The 25,805-nt window shown below is 73.2% G+C and carries 27 protein-coding genes and 1 riboswitch; of the genes, 10 read left to right on the top strand and 17 right to left on the bottom strand.

Features of this window, described 5'->3' with window-relative positions; all coding sequences use genetic code 11:
• Positions 1-65: 65 nt before the first annotated feature.
• The 3 genes from ACTWLT_RS12840 to pdhA are packed head-to-tail and all read right to left on the bottom strand — an operon-like array spanning position 66 to position 3,624.
• Positions 66-1,448, bottom strand: coding sequence for a dihydrolipoamide acetyltransferase family protein (locus ACTWLT_RS12840; RefSeq protein ID WP_445318574.1), 1,383 nt, complete (start codon positions 1,446-1,448; stop codon positions 66-68).
• Positions 1,445-2,461 carry an alpha-ketoacid dehydrogenase subunit beta gene (locus tag ACTWLT_RS12835; RefSeq protein WP_445318643.1) on the bottom strand — a complete coding sequence of 339 codons (1,017 nt, stop codon included), beginning with the start codon at positions 2,459-2,461 and terminating at the stop codon, positions 1,445-1,447. Before ACTWLT_RS12835 ends, ACTWLT_RS12840 begins: the two co-directional genes overlap by 4 nt.
• The gene (pdhA, locus tag ACTWLT_RS12830) at positions 2,458-3,624 is read right to left on the bottom strand and encodes a pyruvate dehydrogenase (acetyl-transferring) E1 component subunit alpha (protein ID WP_445318573.1); all 1,167 of its coding nucleotides are present in this window, start codon (positions 3,622-3,624) and stop codon (positions 2,458-2,460) included. Before pdhA ends, ACTWLT_RS12835 begins: the two co-directional genes overlap by 4 nt.
• A gap of 106 nt (positions 3,625-3,730) precedes the next feature.
• Between pdhA and ACTWLT_RS12825 the strand changes: the two genes are divergently transcribed.
• On the top strand, positions 3,731-4,243 hold the full coding sequence (locus ACTWLT_RS12825) for an Lrp/AsnC family transcriptional regulator (RefSeq protein ID WP_374557494.1): 513 nt from the start codon (positions 3,731-3,733) through the stop codon (positions 4,241-4,243).
• A gap of 174 nt (positions 4,244-4,417) precedes the next feature.
• On the top strand, positions 4,418-6,469 hold the full coding sequence (locus tag ACTWLT_RS12820) for an acyltransferase family protein (protein WP_445318572.1): 2,052 nt from the start codon (positions 4,418-4,420) through the stop codon (positions 6,467-6,469).
• 30 nt (positions 6,470-6,499) lie between these two features.
• On the opposite strand, the gene ACTWLT_RS12815 is transcribed toward ACTWLT_RS12820, so the two are convergent.
• From ACTWLT_RS12815 to ACTWLT_RS12805, 3 genes are all read right to left on the bottom strand, one after another.
• Positions 6,500-7,471: a DNA polymerase domain-containing protein gene (locus ACTWLT_RS12815; RefSeq protein WP_445318571.1), complete on the bottom strand. Its 972-nt coding sequence runs from the start codon at positions 7,469-7,471 to the stop codon at positions 6,500-6,502.
• A gap of 101 nt (positions 7,472-7,572) precedes the next feature.
• Positions 7,573-7,899 (bottom strand): hypothetical protein, encoded by a 327-nt coding sequence (locus ACTWLT_RS12810; protein ID WP_252415628.1) that lies wholly within the window; start codon positions 7,897-7,899, stop codon positions 7,573-7,575.
• Between the two features lie 174 nt (positions 7,900-8,073).
• Positions 8,074-8,313, bottom strand: coding sequence for a hypothetical protein (locus ACTWLT_RS12805; protein WP_201749190.1), 240 nt, complete (start codon positions 8,311-8,313; stop codon positions 8,074-8,076).
• 115 nt (positions 8,314-8,428) lie between these two features.
• On the opposite strand from ACTWLT_RS12805, the gene ACTWLT_RS12800 reads away from it, so the two are divergent.
• From ACTWLT_RS12800 to ACTWLT_RS12785, 4 genes are all read left to right on the top strand, one after another.
• Positions 8,429-9,160, top strand: a complete 732-nt coding sequence (locus ACTWLT_RS12800; RefSeq protein ID WP_445318570.1) for a histidine phosphatase family protein — start codon at positions 8,429-8,431, stop codon at positions 9,158-9,160.
• Entirely contained in the window at positions 9,144-10,013 is an 870-nt protein-coding gene (locus ACTWLT_RS12795) for an NAD(P)H-hydrate dehydratase (protein WP_445318569.1), read from the top strand. Before ACTWLT_RS12800 ends, ACTWLT_RS12795 begins: the two co-directional genes overlap by 17 nt.
• 145 nt (positions 10,014-10,158) lie before the next feature.
• Positions 10,159-11,631, top strand: coding sequence for a S8 family peptidase (locus tag ACTWLT_RS12790; RefSeq protein WP_445318568.1), 1,473 nt, complete (start codon positions 10,159-10,161; stop codon positions 11,629-11,631).
• 127 nt (positions 11,632-11,758) lie between these two features.
• Positions 11,759-12,259, top strand: coding sequence for a hemerythrin domain-containing protein (locus ACTWLT_RS12785; protein ID WP_252415624.1), 501 nt, complete (start codon positions 11,759-11,761; stop codon positions 12,257-12,259).
• Between the two features lie 69 nt (positions 12,260-12,328).
• On the opposite strand, the gene ACTWLT_RS12780 is transcribed toward ACTWLT_RS12785, so the two are convergent.
• Entirely contained in the window at positions 12,329-13,135 is an 807-nt protein-coding gene (locus ACTWLT_RS12780; RefSeq protein ID WP_445318567.1) for an SDR family NAD(P)-dependent oxidoreductase, read from the bottom strand.
• 152 nt (positions 13,136-13,287) lie between these two features.
• A riboswitch (ZMP/ZTP riboswitch) is annotated at positions 13,288-13,377 on the top strand.
• Between the two features lie 18 nt (positions 13,378-13,395).
• Between ACTWLT_RS12780 and ACTWLT_RS12775 the strand changes: the two genes are divergently transcribed.
• The gene (locus ACTWLT_RS12775) at positions 13,396-14,832 is read left to right on the top strand and encodes a glycine hydroxymethyltransferase (RefSeq protein ID WP_445318566.1); all 1,437 of its coding nucleotides are present in this window, start codon (positions 13,396-13,398) and stop codon (positions 14,830-14,832) included.
• Between the two features lie 115 nt (positions 14,833-14,947).
• Here the strand turns inward: ACTWLT_RS12775 and ACTWLT_RS12770 are convergent, their stop codons facing one another.
• Positions 14,948-15,208 carry a hypothetical protein gene (locus tag ACTWLT_RS12770; RefSeq protein WP_445318565.1) on the bottom strand — a complete coding sequence of 87 codons (261 nt, stop codon included), beginning with the start codon at positions 15,206-15,208 and terminating at the stop codon, positions 14,948-14,950.
• A gap of 97 nt (positions 15,209-15,305) precedes the next feature.
• Positions 15,306-16,373 carry an alpha-hydroxy acid oxidase gene (locus tag ACTWLT_RS12765; RefSeq protein ID WP_445318564.1) on the bottom strand — a complete coding sequence of 356 codons (1,068 nt, stop codon included), beginning with the start codon at positions 16,371-16,373 and terminating at the stop codon, positions 15,306-15,308.
• 192 nt (positions 16,374-16,565) lie between these two features.
• Here ACTWLT_RS12765 and ACTWLT_RS12760 point away from each other — a divergent pair, with 192 nt between their 5' ends.
• Positions 16,566-17,489 (top strand): aminoglycoside phosphotransferase family protein, encoded by a 924-nt coding sequence (locus ACTWLT_RS12760; protein ID WP_445318563.1) that lies wholly within the window; start codon positions 16,566-16,568, stop codon positions 17,487-17,489.
• 19 nt (positions 17,490-17,508) lie between these two features.
• Positions 17,509-17,910 carry an MmcQ/YjbR family DNA-binding protein gene (locus ACTWLT_RS12755; RefSeq protein WP_445318562.1) on the top strand — a complete coding sequence of 134 codons (402 nt, stop codon included), beginning with the start codon at positions 17,509-17,511 and terminating at the stop codon, positions 17,908-17,910.
• Between the two features lie 47 nt (positions 17,911-17,957).
• Here the strand turns inward: ACTWLT_RS12755 and ACTWLT_RS12750 are convergent, their stop codons facing one another.
• The gene (locus tag ACTWLT_RS12750) at positions 17,958-18,527 is read right to left on the bottom strand and encodes a hypothetical protein (RefSeq protein WP_445318561.1); all 570 of its coding nucleotides are present in this window, start codon (positions 18,525-18,527) and stop codon (positions 17,958-17,960) included.
• Between the two features lie 319 nt (positions 18,528-18,846).
• On the opposite strand from ACTWLT_RS12750, the gene ACTWLT_RS12745 reads away from it, so the two are divergent.
• Positions 18,847-19,785, top strand: a complete 939-nt coding sequence (locus ACTWLT_RS12745) for an exo-alpha-sialidase (RefSeq protein ID WP_445318560.1) — start codon at positions 18,847-18,849, stop codon at positions 19,783-19,785.
• Positions 19,786-19,847: 62 nt separating this feature from the next.
• Here ACTWLT_RS12745 and ACTWLT_RS12740 read toward each other — a convergent pair whose 3' ends face one another.
• The 7 genes from ACTWLT_RS12740 to ACTWLT_RS12710 form a co-directional block, all read right to left on the bottom strand.
• Positions 19,848-20,033, bottom strand: coding sequence for a hypothetical protein (locus ACTWLT_RS12740; protein ID WP_445318559.1), 186 nt, complete (start codon positions 20,031-20,033; stop codon positions 19,848-19,850).
• Between the two features lie 208 nt (positions 20,034-20,241).
• A complete protein-coding gene (locus tag ACTWLT_RS12735; protein WP_252415615.1) occupies positions 20,242-20,580 on the bottom strand; it encodes an antibiotic biosynthesis monooxygenase family protein in 339 nt (112 codons plus the stop codon).
• Positions 20,577-21,824 carry a beta-ketoacyl synthase N-terminal-like domain-containing protein gene (locus ACTWLT_RS12730; protein WP_445318558.1) on the bottom strand — a complete coding sequence of 416 codons (1,248 nt, stop codon included), beginning with the start codon at positions 21,822-21,824 and terminating at the stop codon, positions 20,577-20,579. Before ACTWLT_RS12730 ends, ACTWLT_RS12735 begins: the two co-directional genes overlap by 4 nt.
• The gene (locus ACTWLT_RS12725; protein WP_445318557.1) at positions 21,821-23,098 is read right to left on the bottom strand and encodes a beta-ketoacyl-[acyl-carrier-protein] synthase family protein; all 1,278 of its coding nucleotides are present in this window, start codon (positions 23,096-23,098) and stop codon (positions 21,821-21,823) included. Before ACTWLT_RS12725 ends, ACTWLT_RS12730 begins: the two co-directional genes overlap by 4 nt.
• 115 nt (positions 23,099-23,213) lie before the next feature.
• The gene (locus ACTWLT_RS12720) at positions 23,214-23,618 is read right to left on the bottom strand and encodes a cupin domain-containing protein (RefSeq protein ID WP_445318556.1); all 405 of its coding nucleotides are present in this window, start codon (positions 23,616-23,618) and stop codon (positions 23,214-23,216) included.
• Complete coding sequence (locus tag ACTWLT_RS12715) at positions 23,611-24,366, bottom strand: SRPBCC family protein (protein ID WP_252415611.1); 756 nt, start codon at positions 24,364-24,366, stop codon at positions 23,611-23,613. Before ACTWLT_RS12715 ends, ACTWLT_RS12720 begins: the two co-directional genes overlap by 8 nt.
• Positions 24,363-25,805, bottom strand: coding sequence for an acetyl-CoA carboxylase biotin carboxylase subunit (locus ACTWLT_RS12710; protein ID WP_445318555.1), 1,443 nt, complete (start codon positions 25,803-25,805; stop codon positions 24,363-24,365). Before ACTWLT_RS12710 ends, ACTWLT_RS12715 begins: the two co-directional genes overlap by 4 nt.

The raw sequence follows: 25,805 nt of genomic DNA, 5'->3' as shown, positions 1-25,805 counted from the left end.
AGGTCCCGGAAACGTGCGCCGGCCCCGGCCCCGCACGGACGGTGGCCGGGGCCGGGGAACGCGCCTCAGACGGCGGCGATCAGCAGTGCGGGCCGCTCCACGCAGTCGGCCACGTGCCGCAGGAAGCCACCGGCCACCCCGCCGTCGCACACCCGGTGGTCGAAGGTGAGGCTCAACTGCGTCACCTTGCGGACGGCGAGTTGCCCGTCGACCACCCACGGCTTGTCCACGATCCGCCCCACCCCGAGCAGCGCCGCCTCCGGGTGGTTGATGATCGGCGTGGAACCGTCGACACCGAACACCCCGTAGTTGTTCAGGGTGAAGGTGCCACCGGTCAGCCGGGCGGGCGCCAGGGTGCCCGCCCGCGCCGCCGCGGTGGTGGCCGCCAGTTCGGCGGCCAGCTCGGCGGTGGTGAGGCGCTGGGCGTCGCGCAGCACCGGCACCAGCAGGCCCCGGTCGGTCTGCGCGGCGATGCCCAGGTGCACCCCGGCGGACTGGACGATCCGCTGGGCCTCGGTGTCGACCCGGGCGTTGAGCTGCGGGAACCGGCGCAGTCCACTGAGGCAGATCCGGGCCAGCAGGGCCAGGATGCTCACCGGCGCGTCCGGCGTCGCCGCGTTGATCGCCGCCCTGGTCTCCAGCAGCCCGGTGGCGTCCACGTCGACCCAGATGGTCACCTCGGGGATCTCCCGCCGGCTGCGGGAGAGCTTGTCGGCGATCACCTTGCGGACGCCGGTGAGCGGGACGACCACGTCGCCGTCGCCGCTCGGGGCGAGCGCGACGTGCGCGTCCGGCACGGCGGCGAGCCGGGCGGCGGGCACGGCCAGCGTCGCCTCGACGTCGGCGCGGCGGATCACCCCACCGGGTCCGGTGCCGCGCACCGTGCTCAGGTCGACGCCGCGCTCCCGGGCCAGCCGCCGCACGATCGGCGAGATGACCAGGGCGGCCGGTGCGCCAGTGCCGGCCGCGGCACCGCTGGCGGCCCGGTCGGCGCCACCCGCCGCGCTGTCGGCCGCCGCGACGGGAACACCGGCCGGCGCGACCTCGGTCGGTTCGGGAGCCAGCGCCAGCCGAGGGCGACGCCGGCGCCGGGTCGCCCCGCCGTGCCCGGTTCCGTACCCGATCAGCACGTTGCCGGAGCCGGCCCGCTCCTCCTCGCGGTAGGTGGCGTGCCCGGCCGGCTCGTCGCCGCCGTCCAGCGGCGCGATGGTGATCAGCGGCTGGCCGACCGGGCGGACCTCACCCGCCGCGCCGTGCAGGGTGACGACCCGGCCGGCGTACGGGCAGGGCACGTCGACGACAGCCTTGGCGGTCTCCACCTCGACCACGCTCTGGTCGACCGTCACCACATCGCCCACGGCGACCCGCCACTCGACGATCTCGGCCTCGCTCAGCCCCTCGCCCAGGTCGGGCAGGAGGAAGACCTGCGTCCGCTCGACGGTGGTCATGCCGCGCTGCCCTGCACCGACCAGCGCGGGTCCGGCTGGTCGTCCCACTGCAACCGGGCCACCGCGTCGAGCACCCGGTCCACGCCGGGCAGGTGGGTGTGCTCCAGCATCGGCGCCGGGTACGGAATGTCCAGCCCGGCCACCCGCAGCACCGGGGCGTGCAGCGCGTGGAAGCACCGCTCCTGCACCCGGGCGGCGATCTCCGCACCGACGCCGGCGAAACCGGGCGCCTCCTGGATCACCACGCACCGGCCGGTGCGCCGGACCGAGGCGGTGATGGTGGCGTCGTCGAACGGCACGATGGTGCGGACGTCCACCACCTCCAGGTCCCAGCCCTCCTCGCGGGCGGCCTCGGCGGCCTCCAGCGCCACCGGCACCGCCGGCCCGTACGCCACCAGGGTGGCGTCGCGCCCGGGACGACGGACGACAGCCCGGCCGAACGGCTCGGTACGCGCCGGCAACTGCGCCTCCGCGCTGGCGAAGTAGAGCTTCTTGGGCTCCATGAAGACCACCGGGTCGGGGTCGTCGATCGCCTCGCGCAGCAACGAGTACGCGTCGTCCACCGTCGCCGGGGTGACCACCTTCAGTCCCGGGGTGTGCGCGTAGTACGCCTCGGACGAGTCGCAGTGGTGCTCGACCCCGCCGATCCCGCCGGCGTACGGCACCCGGATGACGATCGGCACGCTCAGCGCGCCCCGCGTCCGGTTGCGCAGCTTCGCCACGTGCGAGGCGATCTGCTCGAACGCCGGATACGCGAACGCGTCGAACTGCATCTCGACCACCGGCCGCAGCCCGGACATGGCCAGGCCGACGGCGAAACCGACGATGCCGGCCTCTGCGAGGGGGGTGTCGAAGCAACGGTCCTCCCCGAACCGCGCCTGCAGGCCGTCGGTGATCCGGAAGACGCCGCCGAGCGCGCCGACGTCCTCCCCGAAGACGACCACCCGGTCGTCGGCGGCCAATGCGTCGGCGAGCGCCGTGTTGAGGGCCTTCGCCATGGTGGTGGCCATCAGGCGACACCCTCCTCGTCACGTGCGGCGGCCAGCTCGGCGCGAACCTGTTCGCGCTGCTCGACCAGTTGCGGGGTGGGCTCGGCGTAGACGTGGTCGAAGAGGCTCAGCGGGTCGACGGCCGGCTGCTCGTTCATCCGGGTCCGCAGGTCCGCCGCGTACGCCTCGGCCTGCCCGGCGATCTCGGCGACCGCCAAGTCGTCGAGCACCCCGCGCGCCCGCAGGTAGGTCTCCAGGCGGGTGACCGGGTCACGGTCGCGCCAGGCGTCAACCTCGGCGCCGTCGCGGTAGCGGCTGGCGTCGTCGGCGTTGGTGTGCGGTTCCATCCGGTAGGTGTGCGCCTCGACCAGGAACGGTCCCTTGCCGGCGCGGGCGTGCTCCACCGCGCGGGTGAGGACGGCGAGCACCGCCACCGGGTCGTTGCCGTCGACCTGCTCGCTGGGCACCCCGTAGCCGACGCCCTTGTACGCCAGTGACGGCGCGGCGGTCTGCCGGGACAGCGGGACGCTGATCGCGTACCGGTTGTTCTGCACGAAGTAGACGACCGGCGCCTTGAACACGGCGGCGAAGTTGATCCCCTCGTGGAAGTCGCCCTCGCTGGTCGCGCCGTCGCCGATGAACGCCAGCGCCACCGTGTCGCGCCCCTGGTACGCCTCGCCATGGGCCAGCCCGGCGGCGTGCACGCACTGGGTGGCCAGGGGCGTGCACTGTGGTGCGGTCCGCACGGCGGCCGGGTCGTACCCGCAGTGCCAGTCGCCGCGCAGCAGGGTGAGCACCTCGACCGGGTCGATGCCGCGGGCGACCAGCGCCATCGACTCGCGGTAGGTGGGGAAGACCCAGTCGGTGTCGCGGACCGCGAGGACGGCGCCGACCTGGCAGGCCTCCTGGCCGCGGGAGGACGGGTAGACCGCCAGCCGGCCCTGCTTGGTCAGCGCGGTCGCCTGGGTGTCGAACCGGCGACCGAGCACCATCCGCCGGTACAGCTCCCGCAGCACCTCCGCGGGCGGCTCCGGGTAGTCGGTGCGGGCGGGCAGCGGCTTGCCGCTCGGATCGAGTAGGCGGACCGGCTCGGCGTCCGGCAGCAGCGGGCGCGCCGGGTCGGGCGGGGTGGCCGCTCGACGGGTGCGCGGGGATGCCCTGCGGACCGCCTGGGGAGTGGTCGTCACGGCGGAACCTCCTGGGACGTGTGGTGGGCCTATGCTTCCGCCTGTCGGATGATTGACTCAAGATCCAGGCAGAAGGCGGGACGGTTGGCATGCGGACGGCGCATCGGTGAGCCAGGAGGCCGGAGACGGGTCGGGTCGGACGACCCGTTCGGGACGATCGGCTCGGCACCTGGACGAGGTGGACCGGCGGATCCTCGACGAGTTGGTCCGCGACGGGCGGACCTCGGTGCGCACGCTGGCCGAGCGGATCCACATCTCCCGCACCAACGCGTACGCCCGGGTGGAGCGGCTGGTGCGCGACGGGGTGATCACCGGGTTCCACGCCCGGGTGGCGCCGGAGGCCGCCGGGCTGGGCACCTCGGCGTACATCGCGTTGACGATCGAGCAGAACACCTGGCGGGAGGTGTCGGCGGAGCTGGCCCAGGTCCGCTACGTCGAGCACGTCGCGCTGCTCAGCGGCGAGCACGACGTGCTGGCCCTGGTCCGCGCGCCGGACAACGCGACCCTGCGGGACGTGGTGCTGGACCGGGTGCAGCACATCGCCGGGGTGCTGTCGACACGATCCTGGCTGGTCTTCGAGGAGTTCGACGGGACGCAGAGCCCCTGGCAACAGTCATAACACGAAGACGCTGACAAATATCTGATATAGATCGTTCCGGCGCAAGACATCCGTACTATGCGCCACGTGGCTATATCGAGCGATTTGTGGACACAGGCCAGGGCCGCTGCACCGCCGAGACCCCCCACGTCCACCTCGGGCGACTCGCGGTCCTTCCGTGGCGACATCGAGGGCATGCGGGCGGTGGCCGTACTGCTGGTGCTCCTCGGCCACGCCGGGGTCCGTCACCTGCCCGGCGGCTTCGTCGGTGTGGACGTGTTCTTCGTGATCTCCGGCTTCCTCATCACCGGCCTGCTGCTCCACGAACTCGACCAACGCGGGCGGCTCTCGCTCACGGACTTCTACGCCCGACGGGCGAAGCGTCTCCTCCCCGCCGCCGCGACTGTCCTCGTCGCGACCCTGCTGTTGACCTACTTCCTCCTGCCGCGTGGCCGCTGGTCCACGACCGCCTGGGACGTCATCGCCAGCGCGTGTTACGCGATGAACTGGCGCATGGCCGGGCAGTCCCTCGACTACGTCGCCGCCAACGACGCGCCGAGCATCGCCCAGCACTTCTGGTCCCTCGCCGTCGAGGAGCAGTTCTACCTGGTCTGGCCGCTGCTGCTGATCGCCCTCGGCTGGATCGCCCGCCGGAGGGGACGAGGCAGCCGTGGCCTCTACCTGGCCGGGCTGGCGTTGATCGCACTCCCCTCGTTCGCCTGGGCGCTGCGCGTCTCGCCGACCGACCCGTCGGCGTACTACGTCACCACCACCCGGATGTGGGAGTTGGCCCTCGGCGGTGCCGTCGCCGTCGGCGCGACCTGGCTCAACCGGTCGCCGCGACTGGTGGCCGTCCCCCTTGCCTGGGGCGGACTGATCGCCGTCTGCGCCTCGGCCGTGCTCATCAGGACGGAGGCCGGATTTCCGGGGTACGCCGCCCTCGGCTCCACCCTCGGCACGGCCGCGGTGATCGCCTTCGGGACGGCAGCCGGCCGCGCCGGGCCCGCCCTCCTGCTGGGCCGCCAACCGCTGCTCTACATCGGTGGGATCTCGTACTCGCTGTACCTGTGGCACTGGCCGTTGCTCATCGCCGCGCAGGCGCACTTCGGTGACCTGAGCGTCGGCGCCGGTCTGGCGGTCGTGGCCGTGTCCGCGATCCCCGCCGCGCTCACCTACCACTTCATCGAGAATCCGGTCCGCCGGTCGCCGACTCTCGCCGCACGGCCACCCGCCGCGCTGCGGGTCGGTGCCGTCTGCACCGGCGCCGCCGCCCTGGCCGGCCTGGCGTTCCATCTGGTCGTCCCGTCGACGACAGGGCCGGCTCCGACGTCGACGGTCATCATGGGCCAGGTGCCCGGAGCCACCACCCAGGCGGCACCGCCCGCCGCGCCCGGCGCTGCGGCTCTCGGCTCCGCCCCCCGCACCAGTCGCGCCGGAGTGCCCGTCGACCGGGTCGCCTCGATCACACCAGAGCCGGTGAGGGCGGCCAAGGACACGCCGCTGTCCCCGACCTCGAAGAGCTGTCATGTGGAGCTGGAATCCTCGACCCCGAGGACCTGCGTCTACGGGAAGCAGGATGCGACGACCAAGGTCGCGCTCGTCGGCGACTCACACGCCCACCACTGGCTTCCAGCCGCCCAGGCGGCGGCGGAGGCGAACGGCTGGCGCCTCGTCTCCTACACGAAGTCCGGCTGCCCGTTCCTGGCGGCGGAGATCTCCCTGAACGACCGGCCCTACTCGTCCTGCACCGAGTGGAACAAGAGGGTTCGGGAGGCACTGCTCGGCGAGGACCGCCCCGACATCGTGATCACCACCCATGCCGAATACCCGGTCATGGGCGCGTCGGTGCCGAACAGGCAGCCCGCGTTGATCCGGGAGCTGCGCAACACCTGGAACACCATGATCACCGGCGGCGTTCCGGTGGTGGTGCTACGGGACACGCCGCTGCACCTGAAGGACGTCGCCGAGTGCGTCTCCAAGAACCCGAACCGCCTGACGAAGTGCGCCACACCCCGGGCCGAGGCCACCGGACGCGGCGGCGGACCCGCCCAGGAGGAGGCAGTCAAGGACCTCGCCGGCGCCCACCTGATCAACCTCAACGACTGGATCTGCCCCGCGGACCGCTGCGCGCCCGTCATCGGTGGCGTCCTCGTCTGGCGCGACGCCCACCACCTGACCGCCACGTACTCAACGACCCTCGCACCGCAACTGGGCGCCGCGCTCAAGCCCGTGATCGCCAGGCTCTGACCTGTTCACCAGGTCCGGGCGACCGCAGGGTCAGCGCTCCGGGGGCGCCTCCAGGCCCTCCCGGTCGGCCAGCTCCAGCAGCGGCTCCAGCGAGTGCCGGTCGCCGTCCAGGCCGGCGTGGGGGTCGCCCCGCTGCGCGAAACGGGTCTGCATGGACAGCACGTCGAAGTCCTCCGGCCGGGCGTCGTCCAGCTCCGCCCAGTCCAGCGGCGCCGACACCAGCGCCTGGGGCGTCGGCCGGATCGAGTACGCCGAGGCCATCGTGTGGTCGCGCGACATCTGGTTGTAGTCGACGAAGACCGGCCGGTCCCGCTGCTCGCGCCACCAGGTGGTGGTGACCAACTCCGGCAGTCGGCGCTGCATCTCGCGGCCCAGCGCGAGCACCGCCCGGCGGCACTCGCCGAAGCTCCACCGCGGCTCGATCGACAGGTAGACGTGCAGACCCCGCCCACCGGTGGTCTTCGGGTAACCGGTCATGCCCAGCTCGGCCAGGAACGCCCGCACCTCCCGGGCCACCGGCACCACCTGGTCGAAACCGACGCCGGGCATCGGGTCGAGGTCGATGCGCAGTTGGTCGGGGCGCTCCACGTCGGCGGCGCTGACCGGCCACGGGTGAAAGCGCAGGGTGCCCAGGTTGGCCGCCCAGATCACGACGGCCAGCTCGCTCGGAGCCACCTCGTCGGCGGTGCGGCCGCTGGGAAAGGTGATGTGGGCGGTGCGCACCCAGTCGGGCGCGCCCGCCGGCAGCCGCTTCTGGTAGAACGCGTCGCCCCGGTTGGTCTGCCGGGTGGCGATGGTCGCGCCCTCGAAGACGCCGCGCGGCCAGCGTTCCAGCATGGTGGGCCGGTCGCGCAGGGCACGCAGGATGCCGTCGCCGACCGCCAGGAAGTAGCGGACCACGTCGAGCTTGGTCAGCCCGCGTTCCGGGAAGTAGGGCTTGTCGGGACTGGAGACGCGGACCAGCCGCTCCCCCACCTGGATCTCCTCCGCCGCGGTGGCCACGCCCCCGAGGGTACGACGCCGGCGGCCGTCTGCGGTCAGCGACCGCGGACCAGTGGGCGCGGCGTGCGCGGAACGGGCGCTCGACGACCACCGCTGCGGCGTCAGGTGACCAGCAGGACGCCGACCAGGATCAACGGCAGCCCGACGAAGAGGAAGATGCCGACCCCGGTGAGCACGCGGCCTCCGCCCGCCTCCTCGCGCTCCGGTGCGACCCCGAACGTGGCCCGCGGACCCAGCATGCCGATGCGACTCAGCGTCAGGTCGCCGGTCACCCCGAACAGCGCACCCACCACCATCAACGCGATGCCCAGCCGCCCGATGTAGTCGCCCCCGTCGACCGCGACCCACACCGCCGCGGCGACGGCGACCAGAACAGCGGCGATCAGGAACAGCAGCAGCGCTTCCCGCAGACCCCGGACGACCGTCATCGTCGACCCACCCCTCCGTCTCGGGGCGGTCCGGCCGCCCCGGACGGACATTGTTCACCATCAAACTGTCGCGGCGCTGTCCCGAACCGGACCGGCCGTGGAGGTTGCGGTACGCGCCGGCGGATGCCGGTCATCGACCGGCATCCGCCTCCGCCCGGGCGGTGTCCACCGCGGTCAGCGCTTCTCCTGCTGCATCCGCGACATCAGCATCTGCTTGCCCTGATCACCCGCCTTGCGACTGCCGTCCTGGATCATCCGGAACCAGTTGGCCAGCTCACTGTCACCGCGCTGCTCGGCGTCGGCGATGTACGTGTCCATCCGGTACACGTTCTCCAGCGACATCTGCAGCGCGCGGATCAGGTCGTAGTTCTTGTCCTTCACCGGACTGGTCTGCTCCTTGGCCATGGTCGCCATGGCGCACCTCCCCTGTCGGCTCTCGACGAAGCCCGCGCTTACCCGGCCGGACGGCGTTCACGCCCCGCGCGCCACGGCGCGGTTACCGGCATGCCGGGCCGGGTAGGGGTGCCGCATGGCGGAACTGGCGACGCTCTGGATCATCCGGCACGGGGAGAGCACCGCGAACGTGGCGGCGACCCACGCCGAGGCGTCGGGCGAGGAACTGATCGGGCTCTCCCACCGGGACGCGGACGTGCCGCTCTCCCCCACCGGCGAGGAGCAGGCCAGGGCCACCGGCCGCTGGCTGGCCGGGCTACCCCCGGACCGGCGACCGGACGTGGCGGTGGTGTCGCCGTACCTGCGGGCGGTCTCCACCGCCGAGCTGGCCCTGCACGGCACCGGGGTGCCGGTGAGCCGCGACGAGCGGCTGCGCGATCGGGAGCTGGGCGTCCTCGACGGCCTGACCGGCCACGGGGTGCGGCGGCGGTTTCCGGACGAGGCCGAGCGCCGGGCCCGGCTGGGCAAGTTCTACTACCGGCCGCCGGGCGGGGAGTCCTGGACCGACGTGGCGTTACGGCTGCGGACGCTCCTCGGCGACCTGCGCCGGGACCACGAGGGCCAGCGGGTGCTGCTGTTCGGTCACGATGCTCTGGTCTTTCTGCTGCGTTATCTGGTGGAGGGGATGACCGAGGCGGACCTGATGGAGTTGACCCGCCAACATGTCATCGCCAACTGTTCGATCACGTACTGGTCCGGCGACGGGCAGGGCCGGCTGGAGCTGGACGGCTTCAACGAGGTCGGCCACCTGCGTCAGCAGGGCGCCGAGCCGACCAGGGAGGACGAGGTCCATGCCGAGCCGGTCTGAGGTGAAGGTGATCACGCCTGGGCTGCTGCGGGACTGGGCGCTGCCGGTGCCGGCCGGCGGCAAGGAGAGCCGGGGCACCGTGGTGGTGATCGGCGGGTCCCGTTTCACGCCCGGGGCGGTTCTGCTCGCCGGTGTCGCCGCACTGCGCGCCGGCGCCGGGGTGCTCCAGCTCGCCGCCGCCGACTCCACCGCCGCCACGCTGAGCATCCAGGTGCCCGAGGCGCTGGTGGTGGGCCTGCCGGAGAGGCCGGACGGCGCGGTCGCCGCCGACGAGAACGGCCAGCTCGGCGAGCTGGTCGCACGGGCCGACGTGGTGACCCTCGGCCCCGGGCTGAAGGGGATCGACGAGACCCGCCGTCTGCTCCGGCTGGTCCTGGACGCGGCCGGGCCGCGCACCCCGCTGGTGCTCGACGCGTACGCCCTCGGCGCGCTCAGCCACGAGCCGAAGCTGCTGGTCGGCTCGGGCCGGCCGGTGGTCCTGACCCCCAACGTCACCGAGGCGGGGCACCTGCTGGGTCGGGACCCGGGCGACGACCTGGACGCCGAGGCGGCCGAGCTGGCAGCCCGGTACGAGGCCGTCGTCTCGCTCTACGGGCACGTGGCCACCCCGGACGGGCAGTGTTGGCGGGAGGAGAGCGGCGACGCGGGGCTGGGCACCTCGGGCAGCGGCGACGTGCTCGCCGGGCTGCTCGCCGGGCTGCTCTCCCGGGGGGCCGAGCCCGCGCAGGCCGCCTGCTGGGCGGCGTTCGCGCACGCGGTCAGCGGCCAGCGGCTGATCCCCCGCTACGGCCGGATCGGTTTCCTGGCCCGGGAACTGCTCGACGAGATCCCCCGCACCCTGGCAACGGTCTGACACCTTTCGCCCGAACCGCCGGGGTGTGTGTAACGCCACATCGATCGTCCGCGCTCGACTACCAGAGATGGGCATCCCGCCCGCCCTCAGCCGGTCCCTCCCCGCCCGGGAGGCACCGGTTGGTCCCCCGCTCCTGGGAGTCCGCGTGAAGAACCTCCGCAACAAGACACTGGCCGCCGCGTCCGCGGTGACCCTCGGGGTCGGTCTCGCCGTCACCGGCGCACTGACGCCGGCCAACGCCGCCGGCCCGGACACCACGTTCCTGGTCCTCGCCCCGCAAGGCGCGGCGAACGACAGGGCCGCCGCCCGGGTGGCCGCCGCCAAGGGCAGCGTGGTGGCCAGCTACGACCAGATCGGTGTGCTCGTCGCCCGCTCCACCAACCCCGACTTCGCCACCGAGGTGGCCGGCGCCGGCGTCGAGTCGGTGGCCGCGACCACCGGGCTGGGCACCGCACTGGACGAGGGCGAGACCGTGGAGGTCTCCGCCGCCACCGTCGCCGGCGCCACCGGCGACCCGACCGCCGAGCCGCTGTTCGGCCAGCAGTGGGACATGCCGATGATCGGCGTGCCGCAGGCCCACGCCGTCACCACCGGAAGCGCCGACGTGGTGGTGGGCGTGCTGGACAGCGGCATCTCCTCCAGTCACCCCGACCTGGCCAGCCAGATCGCCAAGGACAAGAGCACGTCCTGTCTCGGCGGCGTCGTCGACACCACCGAGGCGGCCTGGAACCCGACCACGTCCGACCACGGCACCCACGTGGCGGGCACCATCGCCGCCGCCATCAACGGCGTCGGCGTCACCGGCGTCGCCCCGGGCGTCAAGGTGGCCGCCGTCAAGGTGGTCAACAACGACGGCTTCATCTACCCCGAGGCGGCGGTCTGCGGCTTCATCTGGGCCGCCGAGCACGGCATGAAGGTCACGAACAACAGCTACTACATCGACCCGTGGGAGTTCAACTGCCGCAACGACGCGCGTCAGCGCCCGGTGTGGCAGGCCGTGCAGCGGGCCATCCGCTACTCGAACAGCAGGGGCGTGCTCAACGTCGCCTCCGCGGGCAACTCCAACGTCGACCTGGCGCACAAGACGGTCGACGCGGGCAGCCCGAACAACGGCACGCCCGAGGTGCGCGACATCAACAGCGCCTGCCTCGACCTGCCGGCCGAGGCGCCGGGCGTGGTGACCGTCTCCGCGGTCGGCCCGACCGGGGAGAAGAGCTACTACTCCTCGTACGGCCAGGGCGTCGTGGACGTCACCGCTCCGGGTGGTGACACCCGGTTCCGCACCCAGGGTGCCCGGTCGACCCTGACCGACGGCATCCTGTCCACCACCTTCAACACGGCGACGCGGACCAACGGCTGGGGCTACAAGCAGGGCACCTCGATGTCCGGCCCGCACGTCGCCGGCGTCGCGGCGCTGGCGGCCTCGGCCCACCCCGGTATGTCCCCGGGCCAGCTGGCGTCGTTCCTGGAGCGCACCGCCCAGGCGCGGAGCTGCCCTGAGGGTGTCTACAACCCGGTCCCGCTGCTGGGTGCCGCCTACGACGCGACCTGCTCGGGCGGGGCGCGGAACGGGTTCTACGGCGCGGGCATGGTGAGCGCGTACGACGTGGTCCGCTGACCAGCGGTACGACACTGCGGCCCGGCGCTTCGGCGCCGGGCCGCACCCGTTCGGGGGAACCCTGTTTCCGCACTTCATCGCCCGGGTACGGGATCGACACCAGACGAGATCCAGGGAGGTCGTGCCGGTGTCCACCGATGCCATCGTTCTGCTCAAAGAGGACCACAAGGAGATGCGCCGCCTGTTCAAGGCCTTCCAGGATGCCGAGGAGGGGCCGGCGAGTCAGCGACAGAAGCTGGTGGGCCAGATCCTGGAGGCCCTGACCGTGCACACCTACCTGGAGAACGAGGTGATGTACCCGGAGGTCCGGCGGCTCCTGCCCGACCTGGAGGACGACATCCTCGAGTCGTACGAGGAACACCACGTGGCCGACCTGCTCTGCTTCGAGCTGGCCAGCATGGACGCCGACGACGAGCACTTCAACGCCAAGACGACGGTGCTGATCGAGAACGTCACGCACCACGTCGAGGAGGAGGAGCAGGAGTGGTTCCCCAAGGTGCGCGAGGGGCTCGGCCGTAAGCAGCTCCAGGAGATCGGCGAGAAGATGATCGAGATGCGTGCGGACGCGCCGCGCACCCCCAGCGAGCCGAAGGCGATCAAGAAGGCGATCGACGCGGTGACCGCCTGAGCGGTGCGCGTACGACGAAGGGCCCGGCATCTCGCCGGGCCCTCGTCACCTCTCGGGGCGCAACCGCCGTCAGCCGCCCGAGCCCGGCTCGGCCATCCGGCGGTGCTGCTCGGACTTGAGCTTGTCCGGCACGATCTTGCCGGCGGCGGTCTGCACCTTGTTCATCAGCGAACCGGCGGTGATCGTCTGGTCGCCCTTCATCAGGCCGGTGAAGGCCTGCGCGGCGACCTTCGCCGGGTCGTCCTTCTTTCCCGAGCCGACCCGGGTGTCCTCCATGTCGGCCCGCTCGAAGAACTCCGTGTCGGTCGGGCCGGGCATCAGCGAGGTCACCGTGACCCCGGTGTCCTTCAGCTCGTTGCGCAGCGCCTCGGCGAACGACTGCACGAACGACTTCGACGCGTTGTAGACCGCCTGGAACGGCCCCGGCATGGTGGACGCGATCGACGAGGTGAACAACACCCTGCCGGCGCCCCGCTCGACCATCCCGGGCAGCAGCCGCTTGGCCAGGTGCACGGTCGAGCGCACGTTGAGATCGACGACCTCCAGTTCGTCGCGCAGGTCGGTGCCGCCGACGAAGGCCCCGCCCGCACCCCGACCGGCGTTGAGCGCCAGCGCCTCCACCGGACGGCCGGTCGCGGCGACCGCCGCCGCCAGCTCCTCCACGCCCTGCTCGCGGGCCAGGTCGACCCGGACCGGCTGGACCTGCGGCCCACCGTCGCGGCGCAGCTTCTCCGCCGCCGCCGTGATGCCGTCGTCCTCGGCGGCGACGACCAGGTCGAAGCCGTGCTCGGCGAACTGCACGGCCAGCTCGTACCCGATCCCGCTGGAGGCTCCGGTCACCACGGCGAGCGGCCGGGCGGTACTCGGTGTGGTCATGGTGGTTGACTCCTCTCGTTCTGGCGGCGGCCGCACCCGCACCGGCGCGACCCGCCTGCGTACGGTGTGCCCTGCCACGGACCGCTCAACCACGCGGCCGGCGACGACGTGCGGAGGTCGGCCGGGTCGCTCCGGGCCGACCCGGTAGGATCGGCCCGGGCCGTTACTGGCGCGTGGGGATGGAGAACCATCGGGGAGCGGCCCCGTCACGAGGACGTTTGCCGAGCGCCTGGGCCTTCCGCACGTCTGTAGGAGGTCGCATGTCGCGCAACGCCGAGTCCACCGCTTTCCGGAGTGCCCTTGAGGTGATCCGGGCCGTCGAGCCGCGGGTGGCCGACGCCATCGGCGCCGAGCTGACCGATCAGCGGGAGTCCCTGAAGCTCATCGCCAGCGAGAACTACGCCTCCCCGGCGACCCTGCTGGCGATGGGCAACTGGTTCAGCGACAAGTACGCCGAGGGCACGGTCGGGCGCCGCTTCTACGCCGGCTGCCAGAACGTCGACACCGTCGAGGCGCTCGCCGCCGAGCACGCCCGCGAGCTGTTCGGCGCCGCGCACGCCTACGTCCAGCCGCACTCGGGCATCGACGCCAACCTGGTGGCGTTCTGGGCGGTGCTGGCCGACCGGGTGGAGTCTCCCGCGCTGAAGAAGGCGCAGGTCCGCCAGGTCAACGACCTCACCGAGGCCGACTGGTTCGCGCTGCGCCGCGAGCTGGGCAACCAGCGGATGCTCGGCATGTCGCTGGACGCCGGCGGCCACCTCACCCACGGCTTCCGGCCGAACATCTCCGGCAAGATGTTCGACCAGCGCAGCTACGGCACCGACCCGGAGACCGGGCTGATCGACTACGACCGGGTGGCCGAGGCGGCCCGCGAGTTCAAGCCGCTGATCCTGGTCGGTGGCTACTCGGCGTACCCCCGGAAGGTGAACTTCCGGATCCTGCGGGAGATCGCCGACTCCGTCGGCGCCACGTTCATGGTCGACATGGCGCACTTCGCCGGCCTGGTGGCGGGCAAGGTCTTCACCGGCGACTTCGACCCGGTGCCGCACGCGCACATCGTCACCACCACCACGCACAAGTCGCTGCGCGGCCCGCGCGGCGGCATGGTGCTCTGCCAGCCGGAGCTGGCCGACCAGGTGGACCGGGGCTGCCCCATGGTGCTCGGCGGTCCGCTGCCGCACGTGATGGCCGCCAAGGCGGTCGCGCTCGCGGAGGCCCGCCGCCCCGACTTCGCCGACTACGCGCAGCGGATCGTGGACAACTCGCAGGCCCTCGCGGAGGGGCTGCTGAGCCGGGGCGCGAAGCTGGTCACCGGCGGCACCGACAACCACCTCGTGCTGATCGACGTGTCCGGCTACGGGCTGACCGGCCGGCAGGCCGAGCAGGCTCTGCTGGACTCGGGCATCGTCACCAACCGCAACTCGGTCCCGCAGGACCCGAACGGGGCCTGGTACACCTCGGGCATCCGGATCGGCACCCCGGCGCTGACCACCCGGGGGCTGGGCACCGCCGAGATGGACCAGACGGCGGAGCTGATCCACACGGTGCTCACCCAGACCACCGCCGGCGCCAACGCCGACGGCACCCCGTCGAAGGCCAAGTACACCCTCGACCCGGCGCTGGCCGACAAGGTCGCCCGCCAGGCCACCGACCTGCTGACCCCGTTCCCGCTCTACCCCGCCATCGACCTGGCCTGAAGCTCACCTCACCCCAGTCGCGTCGATCATGGAGTCGTGGTGCCCGGTACGGGCGGGTGGACGGCTTTCGTCCACCACCACAACTCCATGATCGACGCGGGTGGGGGTTCGCGCCTCAGGCCAGGGGGCGCTTGAGGTGGTAGCGATGGACCTCGGTGCTGCCCTGCACGTTGTTCACGTCCTCCCCGGCGGAGACCAGCTCCCAGCCTTCCCGGCCGGCGCGGTTGAGGTGCGCGATGGCGGTGTCACCGTAGGGAGTGATGTCCTTCCGTGACCCGTCCGGGCCGTACCAGATGAACGAGACGTGGAAATTGCGGCCCTGTCCCTGATAGCGGCGGACGAGCAAGGCGTACTCCCAGGCAACCATGCGGCCCATTATGACCGTCCAACCAGGACGGCCGCAGGCGGGTCGTCGCGCTTTGCCATCCGATGAACGCGGTGTGTCAACACTCCGAGCGGGGCCGTGGCCACGCTCAGCTCACCGCGACCGTGCGCAGCTCGCCGGCCGCCGCCGGGTCGGGGCAGCCGGCGAGGGTCAACGCGTCGCGCAGTTCGGCGGCGAGCAGCGCCAGCGCGTCCCGTGCGGCGGGCTCGCCGCCGACTGCCAGCGCCCAGAGCAGCGGACGGCCGACCAGCACACCGGCAGCACCCAACGCGAGCGCCCGCAGCACGTCGGTGCCACCGCGGATGCCGCTGTCCAGCAGCACCTGGCAGCGGTCGCCGACCGCGTCGACCACCTCCGGCAGCATGGCGACGCTGGCCGGCGCCCCGTCCAACTGCCGGCCGCCGTGGTTGGAGACGACAACCGCGTCCGCGCCAATCCGTACCGCCTCGACCGCGTCCCGGGGGTCCAGCACCCCCTTGACCACCAGCGGCAGGTCGACGTGCTCGCGCAGCCAGGCCAGATCCGCCCAGCCCAGCGCCGGCGCGAACGACGCGTCGGTCGCGGACAGCCCGGGAGCGCCGGCGTGCGCCAGGGCGTCCCGCCCGCCGGGCAGGTTCGCGGCGATCACCTCGGCCGGCAGCCGGAACGCGTTGCGCAGGTCGCGGGGGCGCCGGCCGAGCACCGGGACGTCCACGGTGACGACCAGCGCCCGGCAACCCGCCGCGACGACCCGGCCCAGCAGATCGCGGACCAGTGCCCGCTCACGGAGCCAGTAGAGCTGGAACCAGACCTCGGCGCCCGTGGTGGCGACCTGCTCGATCGGCGTACTGGCCAGTGTGCTGGCCAGGTACGGCACCCCGGCCGCACCCGCCGCCGCCGCGAGCGCCAGCTCCCCGTCGGGGTGCACCAGCCGTTGGTACGCCATCGGCGCCACCCCGACGGGCATCGCGTACGGGCGGCCGAGCAGCCGGGTGCCCAGGTTGGCCGTGCCCACCCCGCGCAGTACCCGGGGCAGCACCGCGACGCGGTCCAGGGCGGACCGGTTGGCGCGCAGGGTCACCTCGGCCGCGCTGCCGCCGGCGACGTAGTCCCACACGGGCGGCGCCAGCACCGCGCGGGCCCGCTCGGCGTAGTCGTCGAGCGACACCGGTGACATGCCATCTCCTCGGGGTCGACAGAAACGTCATCGTCTGGCCGCCCGGCACCGTCCGCTGCCGGCGCCCGCCCGACGACGGTGCAGAACCTAGCCGCTGTCGATGATGGGCCCCGCAACCCGCCCGCCACCAACCCCTGCCGCGCGACGCAAAACCGGTTGCGGGCCCCGGTCGGCCCCCGAAGGCTCAGACGGATGGACGCACCACACCTGCCCGACGTACCCGACACCGACGACGCCGTGGCCGCGCGGATCGACGTGGCGCTGGTCCGCCGCCTGGTCGCCGAGCAGTTCCCGCACTGGGCCGACCTGCCGGTACGCGCGGTGGAGGTCGGCGGCTGGGACAACCGCACCTTCCACCTGGGCGACACGATGACCGTTCGGCTGCCCAGCGGCGAGGGGTACGCCCTGCAGGTCGCCAAGGAGCAGCGCTGGCTGCCGGTGCTCGGCCCACGGCTGCCGCTGGAGGTGCCCACGCCGCTCGCCCACGGCCGGCCCGGTGCCGGCTACCCGTACCCCTGGTCGGTCTACCGGTGGATCGACGGCCAGACGGCCCGGCCCGAGCGGGTCCACGACCTGACGCGGTTCGCCACCGACCTCGCCGGCTTCCTGCGCGCCCTGCGGAGCGTCGACGCGACCGGCGGGCCGGCGGCCGGCCCGCACAGCGCCTGGCGGGGCGGGCCGCTGTCCACCTACGACGCGGAGACCCGGGCGGCGATCGAGACGCACCGCGACCGGCTCCCCGTCGACACGGTCACCGGCATCTGGCAGGCCGCCCTCGACGCCACCTGGGCCGGGCCGCCGGTCTGGTTCCACGGCGACGTCGCGTACGGCAACCTGCTGGTCCGCGACGGCCAACTCGCCGCCGTCATCGACTTCGGTTGCTGCGGTGTCGGCGATCCCGCCTGCGACACCGTGATCGCCTGGACACTGCTGCACGGCCCCAGCCGGGCCGCGTTCCGCGACGCGCTCGACGTCGACGTGGCCACCTGGGCGCGCGGGCGCGGCTGGGCGCTGTGGAAGGCGCTGATCACCCTGGACAACGCCGAGCCGGCCAAGGCCGCCGAGGCTCGCCACGTGCTCGATCAACTGCTCGCCGAGCACACCGTGGCCCGCTGAACACCCGTACCGTGTGGACATGGCCAGCTGGGACGACGTCCGCCGGATCGCGCTCGCGCTGCCCGAGACCAGCGAGCGGGCCTCGTACGACGGGCTGCCCGCCTGGCGGGTGCGGGACAAGCCGTTCGTCTGGGAGCGACCGCTGCGCCGTGCCGACCTCGCCGCCCTCGGCGCCGCCGCGCCCGACGGGCCGCTGCTCGGCGTGCGGGTGCCCGACCTGGGCGTCATGGAGGCCCTGCTCGCCGACGACCCGTCGGTCTACCTCACCACCCCACACTTCGACGGCTACCCGGCCGTGCTGGTCCGGCTCGACCGGATCAGCCTGCCCGAGCTGACCGAGGTGATCACCGAGGGGTGGTACGCCCGAGCCCCGAAACGGCTCGCCGCCGCCCACCGTGCCCTGGGGACCGCTGGGGCGTGAACCCCGTGGCCGGGCATCCACGGCCAGGCTGGCCCCGACCGGCGGCGTCAGCGGTCGGCCGGGGCGGCGTGTTCGGTGCGGCAGCGCGGGCAGCGGAGTCGCGCCCCGGCGGCCCGTGGTACGCGTAGCCGCTGGCCGCACGCACAGGTGAACACCGGCCGGGTCGCCCGCAGGTACTCGTCGCGGTCGCGCTGCGGCCAGCTGCCGTGGCAGCGGTTGCACCGTTTCGGCGGGTAGCTGTGGTAATAGGCCAGCCCCAACGCGCCCGCGATCATCACGGAGGCGGAGAACGGCAGGCCCAGCAGCGCGAGGAGGGCGGGCAGCATCGCGCCGGTACCGTCGGACAACACCCCGCCGACCAGTGTCAAGACCACCAGCGGCAGGCCGATCAGAAGTCCCGCGAAGCCCCACGTGAAGACGAGTAGGGACGGCACGAAGAGCGCCCGCACCTTACCGGGCGCCCAGCGGGCCACGCCGTACCCTCCGCAGCGCGGGCAGTTCAGCGAAGCCCGGTGCGGCACGGACCGCAGTGCCTTCGGCGCGAGCCACTCGACGAGCCGCTTGAGGATCTCCTCGACCAGTTTCGTCGCCAGGGACTGAAGGAACGAACTGAGCACGCCTGTCACCTCCCCACCCACGCAAACGGCCCGGCGCGCGGACCGGGCGCCGGTCCCCGCGCCATCGTGACCGGCGGGCGGCACCCTGCCGGCCCAGCGCGCCGACGCCGCCGCGCGGGCGACATCAATCCGACAGCGGTCACGCACCGCCCGGGAAGTTCGTCGCGCGTTCGTCTCCTGGCCGGGTGGGCGTCGGTAGGGGCCGCTAGCGTCGGCCGTCGTCACCGCGCCCAGGCCCGGGCGGCCGGACGACGCTCGGCACCGGGCACTGGCCGGCGCCCGGGACGCCCCGATCCCCAGCGCCAGGAGGCCCCCGCGCATGACGTCGTCACCCACCCGCCGCACCACGGCCGAGGTCACCGCCGTCCACCGGATCGGCGACAGCGCGCCGCACAGCGCGTTCACCGACCTGGTCCGGTACGCCGGGAGCTGGTTCTGCGCCTTCCGGGAGGCCCGGACCCACCTCTCCGAGGACGGCGTGATCCGGGTGCTGACCTCCCCCGACGGGCGGTCGTGGACGTCCGCGACGGTCGTCCGCCAGGCCGGGACCGACCTGCGCGACCCGCGCTTCGTCCCGCGGCCCGACGGGCGGCTACAGCTGCTCGCGGCGGGGGCCACAGGCGAGACCAGCAAGGCGTTCCAGACACTGACCTGGCTCTCCGCCGACGGGCACGCCTGGGGCGACCCTGTCCCGGTCGGCGAGCCGGACGTCTGGGTGTGGCGGGCGGCCTGGCAGGACGGCGCGATGTACGGCGTCGGCTACGCCACCCGGAAGCCACGGTTCGCCCGGCTCTACCGCAGCGCGAACGGCATCGACCTCCGGCCGTGGGTGCCGACGCTCTTCGAGGGCGGCTACCCCAACGAGTCGGGGCTGGTCTTCGACCCGGACGGCACCGCCATCTGCCTGCTGCGCCGCGACGGTGACGCCGCCACCGCGCAGCTCGGCCGCTCCGGCCCGCCGTACCGGGACTGGAACTGGACCGACCTGGGTGTCCAGATCGGCGGGCCGACGCTGCTCCGGCTGCCCGACGGGCGACTGCTAGCGGGGTTGCGCCTGCTCGACGGCGAGGTGCGCACCTCGGTCTGTGCCGTGGACCCGGAGCGGGGCGAGCTGACCGAACTGGTCGCGCTGCCCTCCGGCGGCGACACCAGCTACCCCGGCCTGGTCTGGCACGACGACCTGCTGTGGGTCAGCTACTACTCCTCCCACGAGGAGCGGACCTGCGTCTACCTGGCCGAGATCAGCCTGACCGGCTGAGCGACCGGACGGCCGCCGGACGGTCGGCGCGGGGGCGACGTCCACCCGGTGCAGCGGGCCCGTCACGGCGTGGCCGCCGAGGGCAGCGCGTCAGCCGAGCGGACCACCCTGCCGGTGGTGCGGGGCGACGGGTCGGGCGGGCACGGGATCCCCGGCGGCGCGGCGCGCCAGGCAGCCGGCGGATGGCCGGTGAACACCACCTCGCCGGCCCGTCGGGCGTCCGTCGCCGTTGGACTCTCTGCCGCCACTGCCGATCACCACCCATCATCGATGGCCGTCACGTACACCTGTCGGGTTCTGCGCGGAACCCTACGAGGCCCACCGAACACATCGCCAGGTGCAAATGGGTGGATCAAACGGGCGGCTGGCCGGTTGCCGGCAGGCCATTCGACGGGCAGGATCGGCCGCGTATGCCGACAGCGCGTCACCGCCGGTTGACGCAGCGGAGCGACACGGTCATCCCGGCGGCGCCGGAGCCAGCGCCGGGGTGGGAGTTTCGGCGTGGATGTGGAAGCGCAGCGAGCGGGCGTCGGTGAAGCACTCCCGCATCGGGCGCACCAGGTCCCGGTGCTCGGGGCTGCGCTCCCAGCTCTCGAAGTCGGCCAGGCTCGCCCACTCGCTGGTGATCAGCCACTGCTCCGGGTCCGTCGACGAACGACAGACCTGGTCGACGAGGTGCCCCGGCACCCCGCCGGCCACCAGGTGCCGGACCGCCTCGTACGCGGCGAGGAACTGTTCGGTGCGCGGCTCCGGCACCCGCACCAGGAACACCACCCGTGCCCGCTGATCGCTCATGGCGTCTCTCCCCTCACCGGCGCGGCCCCGCGCAGGACCAGCGCGCTGTTGAAACCGTCGAAGCCCCGCGCGCACACCAGCGCGAGCCGGCTGCGCGGCCGCCGGTGCTCCCGCAGGAAGTCCAGCTCGCACCCGTCGGCCACCTCGTCCGGGCCGGCGGAGGCGGGCAACGTGTCGTGCGCGAAGGCCAGCAGCGCGGTGGCCACGTCCAGCGCCGACCCGCCCTGATGGGCCCGCCCGGTCAGCGGCTTCTGGGTCGTCACCGGGGGCGTCCGGTCGGCGAAGACGGCCCGCAGCGCCTCGGCCTCGCTGCGGTCGTAGCGGGCGACGCCGAGGGCGTCGGGCAGCACCACGTCGATCCCGGCCGCGGCGACGCCGGCCCGGTCCAGGGCCAGCCGCATCGCCCGGGCGTACTGGGCCGGGTCGCCGGCGCTCTCCGCCGTGGTGTGCGCGGCGTCGTGGGTGGCGCCCCAACCGCTGACCTCGCCGTAGATCCGGGCGCCCCGCGACAGCGCGTGCCCCAGCTCCTCCACCACGAACACCGCACCACCCTCGGCCGGCAGGTAGCCGCTGGCGGCGGTGTCGAACGGCTGGTACGCCCGCTGCGGGTCGGCCACGTCGCTGAGCAGGCCGGAGCGCAGCTGGCAGGCCAGCGCGTACGGGCTCAGCGGGCACTCGGTCGCGCCGGCGATCACCACGGGCGTGCCCCGGCGCACCGCGCGGGCGGCGTGCGCCAGGCTGTCCAGTCCACCGGCGGCCTCCGCGACCAGCACCCCGCTCGGGCCCTTGAACTGGTGATGGATGGAGAGCTGCCCGACGCTGGCCGCGTAGAACCAGGCGATCGACTGGTACGCCCCGACGGTGCGCGACGAGCCGCCCCAGAGCCGTTGCAACTCGCGCTGCCCGAACAGGTTGCCGCCGGACGAACTGGCCAGGGTCACCGCGTAGCCGTACGGGTCCGGTGCCCGTTCGGGCAGGCCGGCGTCGGCCAGCGCCAGCCGGGTGGCGGCGAAGCCCAGGTGCGTCCAGCGGTCGGTCTGCACCAACTGCCGGCTGTCGGCGTACGAGTCGGCGGTGAAGTCGGGCACCTCCCCGCCGAGGCGCGTCGGGTAGCCGGTCGGGTCGAACAGGGTGATCGGCCCGGTCCGGCGGGTACCGGCCACCACCGTGCGCCAGTGCGCGTCCGCGCCGATGCCGCTGGGCGCGACCACACCGATGCCGGTCACCACCGCCCGGGCGGTCACCGGGCCACCACCGTCCCCGGCAGCCGGCGGAACACCATCGCCGACTGGAAGCCGCCGAAGCCGCTACCCACCGACAGCGCCACGTCCACCGGCACCTCCCGCGACTCGTTCGGTACGTAGTCCAGGTCGCACTCCGGGTCCCGGGTGGTCCAGTTGGCCGTCGGCGGCACCACGCCGAACTCGATGGCGAGGGCGCACGCGGCCATCTCGATCGACCCGATGGCGCCGAGCGAGTGCCCGACCATCGACTTGATCGAGCTGATCGGCACCCCGTACGCGGCCTGGCCCAGCGCCCGCTTGAACGCGGCCGTCTCGTGCCGGTCGTTCTGCCGGGTGCCCGAGCCGTGCGCGCTGATGTAGGAGACGTGCTCCGGCGCGATCCGCCCCTGCTTGAGCGCGTCGCTGACGGCCAACCCCATCTCCAGCCCGTCCGGGCGCAGCCCGGTCATGTGGTAGCCGTTGCTGCGGCTGGCGTACCCGGCCACCTCGCAGTAGACGTGCGCGCCGCGCCGGCGGGCGTGCCCGGCCTCCTCCAGCACCAGAACCGCCGCGCCCTCGGCCAGCACGAACCCGTGCCGGTCGGCGTCGAACGGGCGGGAGGCGTGCGCCGGGTCGTCGTTGTCCGGGCTGGTCGCCTTGATCGCGTCGAACGAGGCGACCGTGACCGGCGAGATCGGCGAGTCGGCGGCGCCGGCCAGCATGATGTCGGCCTCACCGTCCACGATCATCTGATGGGCGTAGCCGATGGCGTCGATGCCGGAGGTGCAGCCGGTGGAGACCACCTGCGCCGGGCCGTGCAGCCCGTGCCGGCAGGCCACGTCGGCGGCCAGGCTGCTGGGCACCAGGGCCTGGTAGAGGTACGGGCCGCCCCGCGCCGCGTCGACCAGCCAGCGCCGGCCGTGCTCGCTGACCGCCACGTACTCCTGTTCCAGGGCCATCGTGCCGCCCACGGCGGTGCCGAGGACCACCCCGGCCCGGTCCCGCTCGGCGTCGGTGAGCACCAGCCCGGCGTCGGCGACCGCCTCGGCGGAGCAGGCCAGCGCGAACTGCACGTACCGGTCGGCCCGGAGCTGCTCCACCTCGGTGAGCCCGGCGGCGACCGGGTCGAAGTCGCACTCGGCGGCGATCTGCGAGCGGAACGCCGACGGGTCGAAGAAGCTGATCCGCCGCGTGGCGGTCCGCCCCTCGGTGATGGTCTTCCAGAAGCGGTCCCGGCTGGCACCGCCGGGCGCGACCACCCCGATGCCGGTCACCACCGTGCGTCGCCCGGTCACGACACCACCTCGGTTCGCGACCGCGGGGCTCGCAAACCCGGCTCACTCCTCGCGCTCACCCTGCCGGCTTTGGTTCGCGACTGCGGGGCTCGCAAACCCGGCTCACTCCTCGCGCTCACGACCCGCCTCGCTGTTCGACGAGCTCGGTGTCGACGTGCCCCAGCTCCGGGCGGGGGGCCAGCGGACCGAGGTGGAAGACCACCTCGGCCGGTTCGACGCCGGTGTTGCGCAGGCGGTGTCGCACGTTGACGGGCACGAACAGCGCCTCGCCGGCGGTCAGCAGCGTCGGCTGGTCGTCCAGGTCGACGGTGATCGACCCGCGCGCCACGTACAGGAACTCCTCGCTGTACGGGTGGTAGTGCTCGGCGATCCGCTCCCCCGGCGCGAGCGCGGCCACCCCGAGGAAACCGGAGGTGCTGCCGACGGTGCGCGGGCCGAGCAGCACCCGCAGCTCACCGCCGCGCCGCCGGTCGGCGGGTACGTCCTTGGCGGCGATCGGCCGGGTGCTCAGGTCACTCATCGTCGGCCTCCGTCGCCTCGTCGCCGGCCGCCGGGCGGCCCTGGTCGGCGTGCTGCCGGGCGATGCGCTCCACCCGGTCCTTGATCACCGCGAGCTGGATGGCGCTGTTGGTGTTGATCCGCTCGGTCATCGCGGCGTTGTCGACCGGCGCGGTCGGCTTCATGGCGAAGTCCTGCGTCCAGGTCATCCGGGTGCCGCCGGCCTCCTCGGTGTAGCGCCAGTGGATGCGCATGTACTCGAACGGCCCGGTCTCCACCCGGTGCGCCCGGACCTGCCGGCTCACCGGGTCGGCGGTGCGTTCACTGACCCAGCTCCAGGAGACCCCGTTCTCGTCGGGGTGCATGGTGAGCCGGAACCGCACCGTGTGCCCGTCGCGGTGCAGGATCTCCACCACGGCGTACTCGGTGAACAGCTCCGTCCAGTTCGCCACGTCGTTGGTGATCTCCCAGACCAGTGCCAGCGGCGCGTCGATGAGCACGCCGTTCTCGGTGTGCCCGGGCGGGTCGGCGCGGCGGGCGACCAGGTCGGCCACCGCCGGGATGCTCAGTGCGCCGGCCTGCTCGGGGATGCTCACCTGCCACCGGTCGGCGACGACCGCGGACAGCTCCAGCAGGGCGAGCGAGTCCATGCCCAGCTCCTCCAGCGACGCGGCGGGCGCCCTGGCCGCGGCGTCGGCGTCCAACCCGCAGTGGGCCACCAGGATGTCGGTGATCTCGGCGGTCAACGGGCGACCATGGGTGACGGTCATCGGGTCCTCCTGTGGGATACGTCGGGCTCCGCCACGGGAGCAGGGCTCGGTGCGGGGGTGGCCGCCGGCCGCTGCGCCGGCGCCGGACCGGGCGCGGCGAGCAGGCGGTCGACCAGGCCGGTGGTGTAGCGGCCCTTGCGGAATGCGGCGTCGTCGAGCACCCGCCGGACGAACGGAATGGTGGTGCGCACGCCCGGCCCGGCGATGTCGAACTCCTCCAGGGCGCGCTCCAGCCGGTTGAGCGCCAGCTCCCGGTCGGGCGCCCAGACCACCACCTTGGCCAGCAGTGAGTCGTACCAGGGACCGACCAGGTAGCCGGCGCTGGCGTGGGTGTCGACGCGGGTGAACGGGCCGCCGGGCGGCACGAACCGTTCCAGCCGGCCCGGGGTCGGCGCGAAGCCGCGCTCGGGATCCTCGGTGTTGACCCGGCACTCCACCGCGACGCCGTGCAGCCGGATCTCCTCCTGCCGCCAGCGCAGCGGCACCCCGGCGGCGATGTGCAACTGCTCGTGCACCAGGTCGATTCCGGTGACCATCTCGGTGACCGGGTGCTCCACCTGGATCCGGCAGTTGATCTCCAGGAAGTGGAACCGCTCCTCCGCGTCGACGAGGAACTCCAGCGTCCCGGCGCCGACGAAGCCGACCTCCAGCGCGCCGCGCAACGCGGTCTCCGCGATGGCGTCGAGGGTGCTGGCGGGCAGCGCCGGCGCGGGCGCCTCCTCGACCAGCTTCTGGTGCCGGCGCTGCACCGAGCAGTCCCGGGTGCCCAGGTGCACCCCGTTGCCGTGGGAGTCGCAGAGCACCTGCACCTCCACGTGCCGGGCCTCGGTGAGGTACCGCTCGACGTACACCCGGTCGTCGCCGAAGGCGGCCTGCGCGGCGGCCCGGGTGCGGGTGTACGCCCGGGCCAGCTCGCCCGGGGCGCGTACCACGGTCATTCCCCGGCCGCCGCCGCCCGCGGCGGCCTTCACGATCACCGGGTAGCCGATGGCGTCGGCCACCTCGGCGGCCGCGGCGGCGCTCGGCACCGGCTGGACGCTGCCCGGCGGCAGTGGCAGGCCAGCCCGGCTCATCAGGGCCCGGGCCGAGGACTTGTCGGCCAGCGCCGCCATCACCGCCGGCGGCGGGCCGATGAAGACCAGACCGTTGTCGGCGCAGATCTCGGCGAAGTCGGCGTCCTCGGAGAGGAAACCGTAGCCGGGGTGCACGGCCTGCGCGCCCACCTGCCGCGCCGCCTCCACGATCGCGGCGGCGTTGAGGTAACTGCGGCGGCTCGACGCCGGCCCGATCCGGACGGCCTGGTCGGCGAGGCGGACCACCGCCGAGTCGGCGTCCGCGGCGGAGTAGACCACCGCCGTCCGGATGCCGAGCTCCCGGCACGCCCGCAGCACCCGCAGCGCGATCTCACCCCGGTTGGCGATCAGCACGGTCTCGAACAT

It is taken from the genome of Micromonospora yongxingensis (assembly GCF_052601155.1).
The sequence above is the reverse complement of the archived record's forward strand: the minus strand, read 5'-3'. Positions and strand labels throughout refer to the sequence as shown.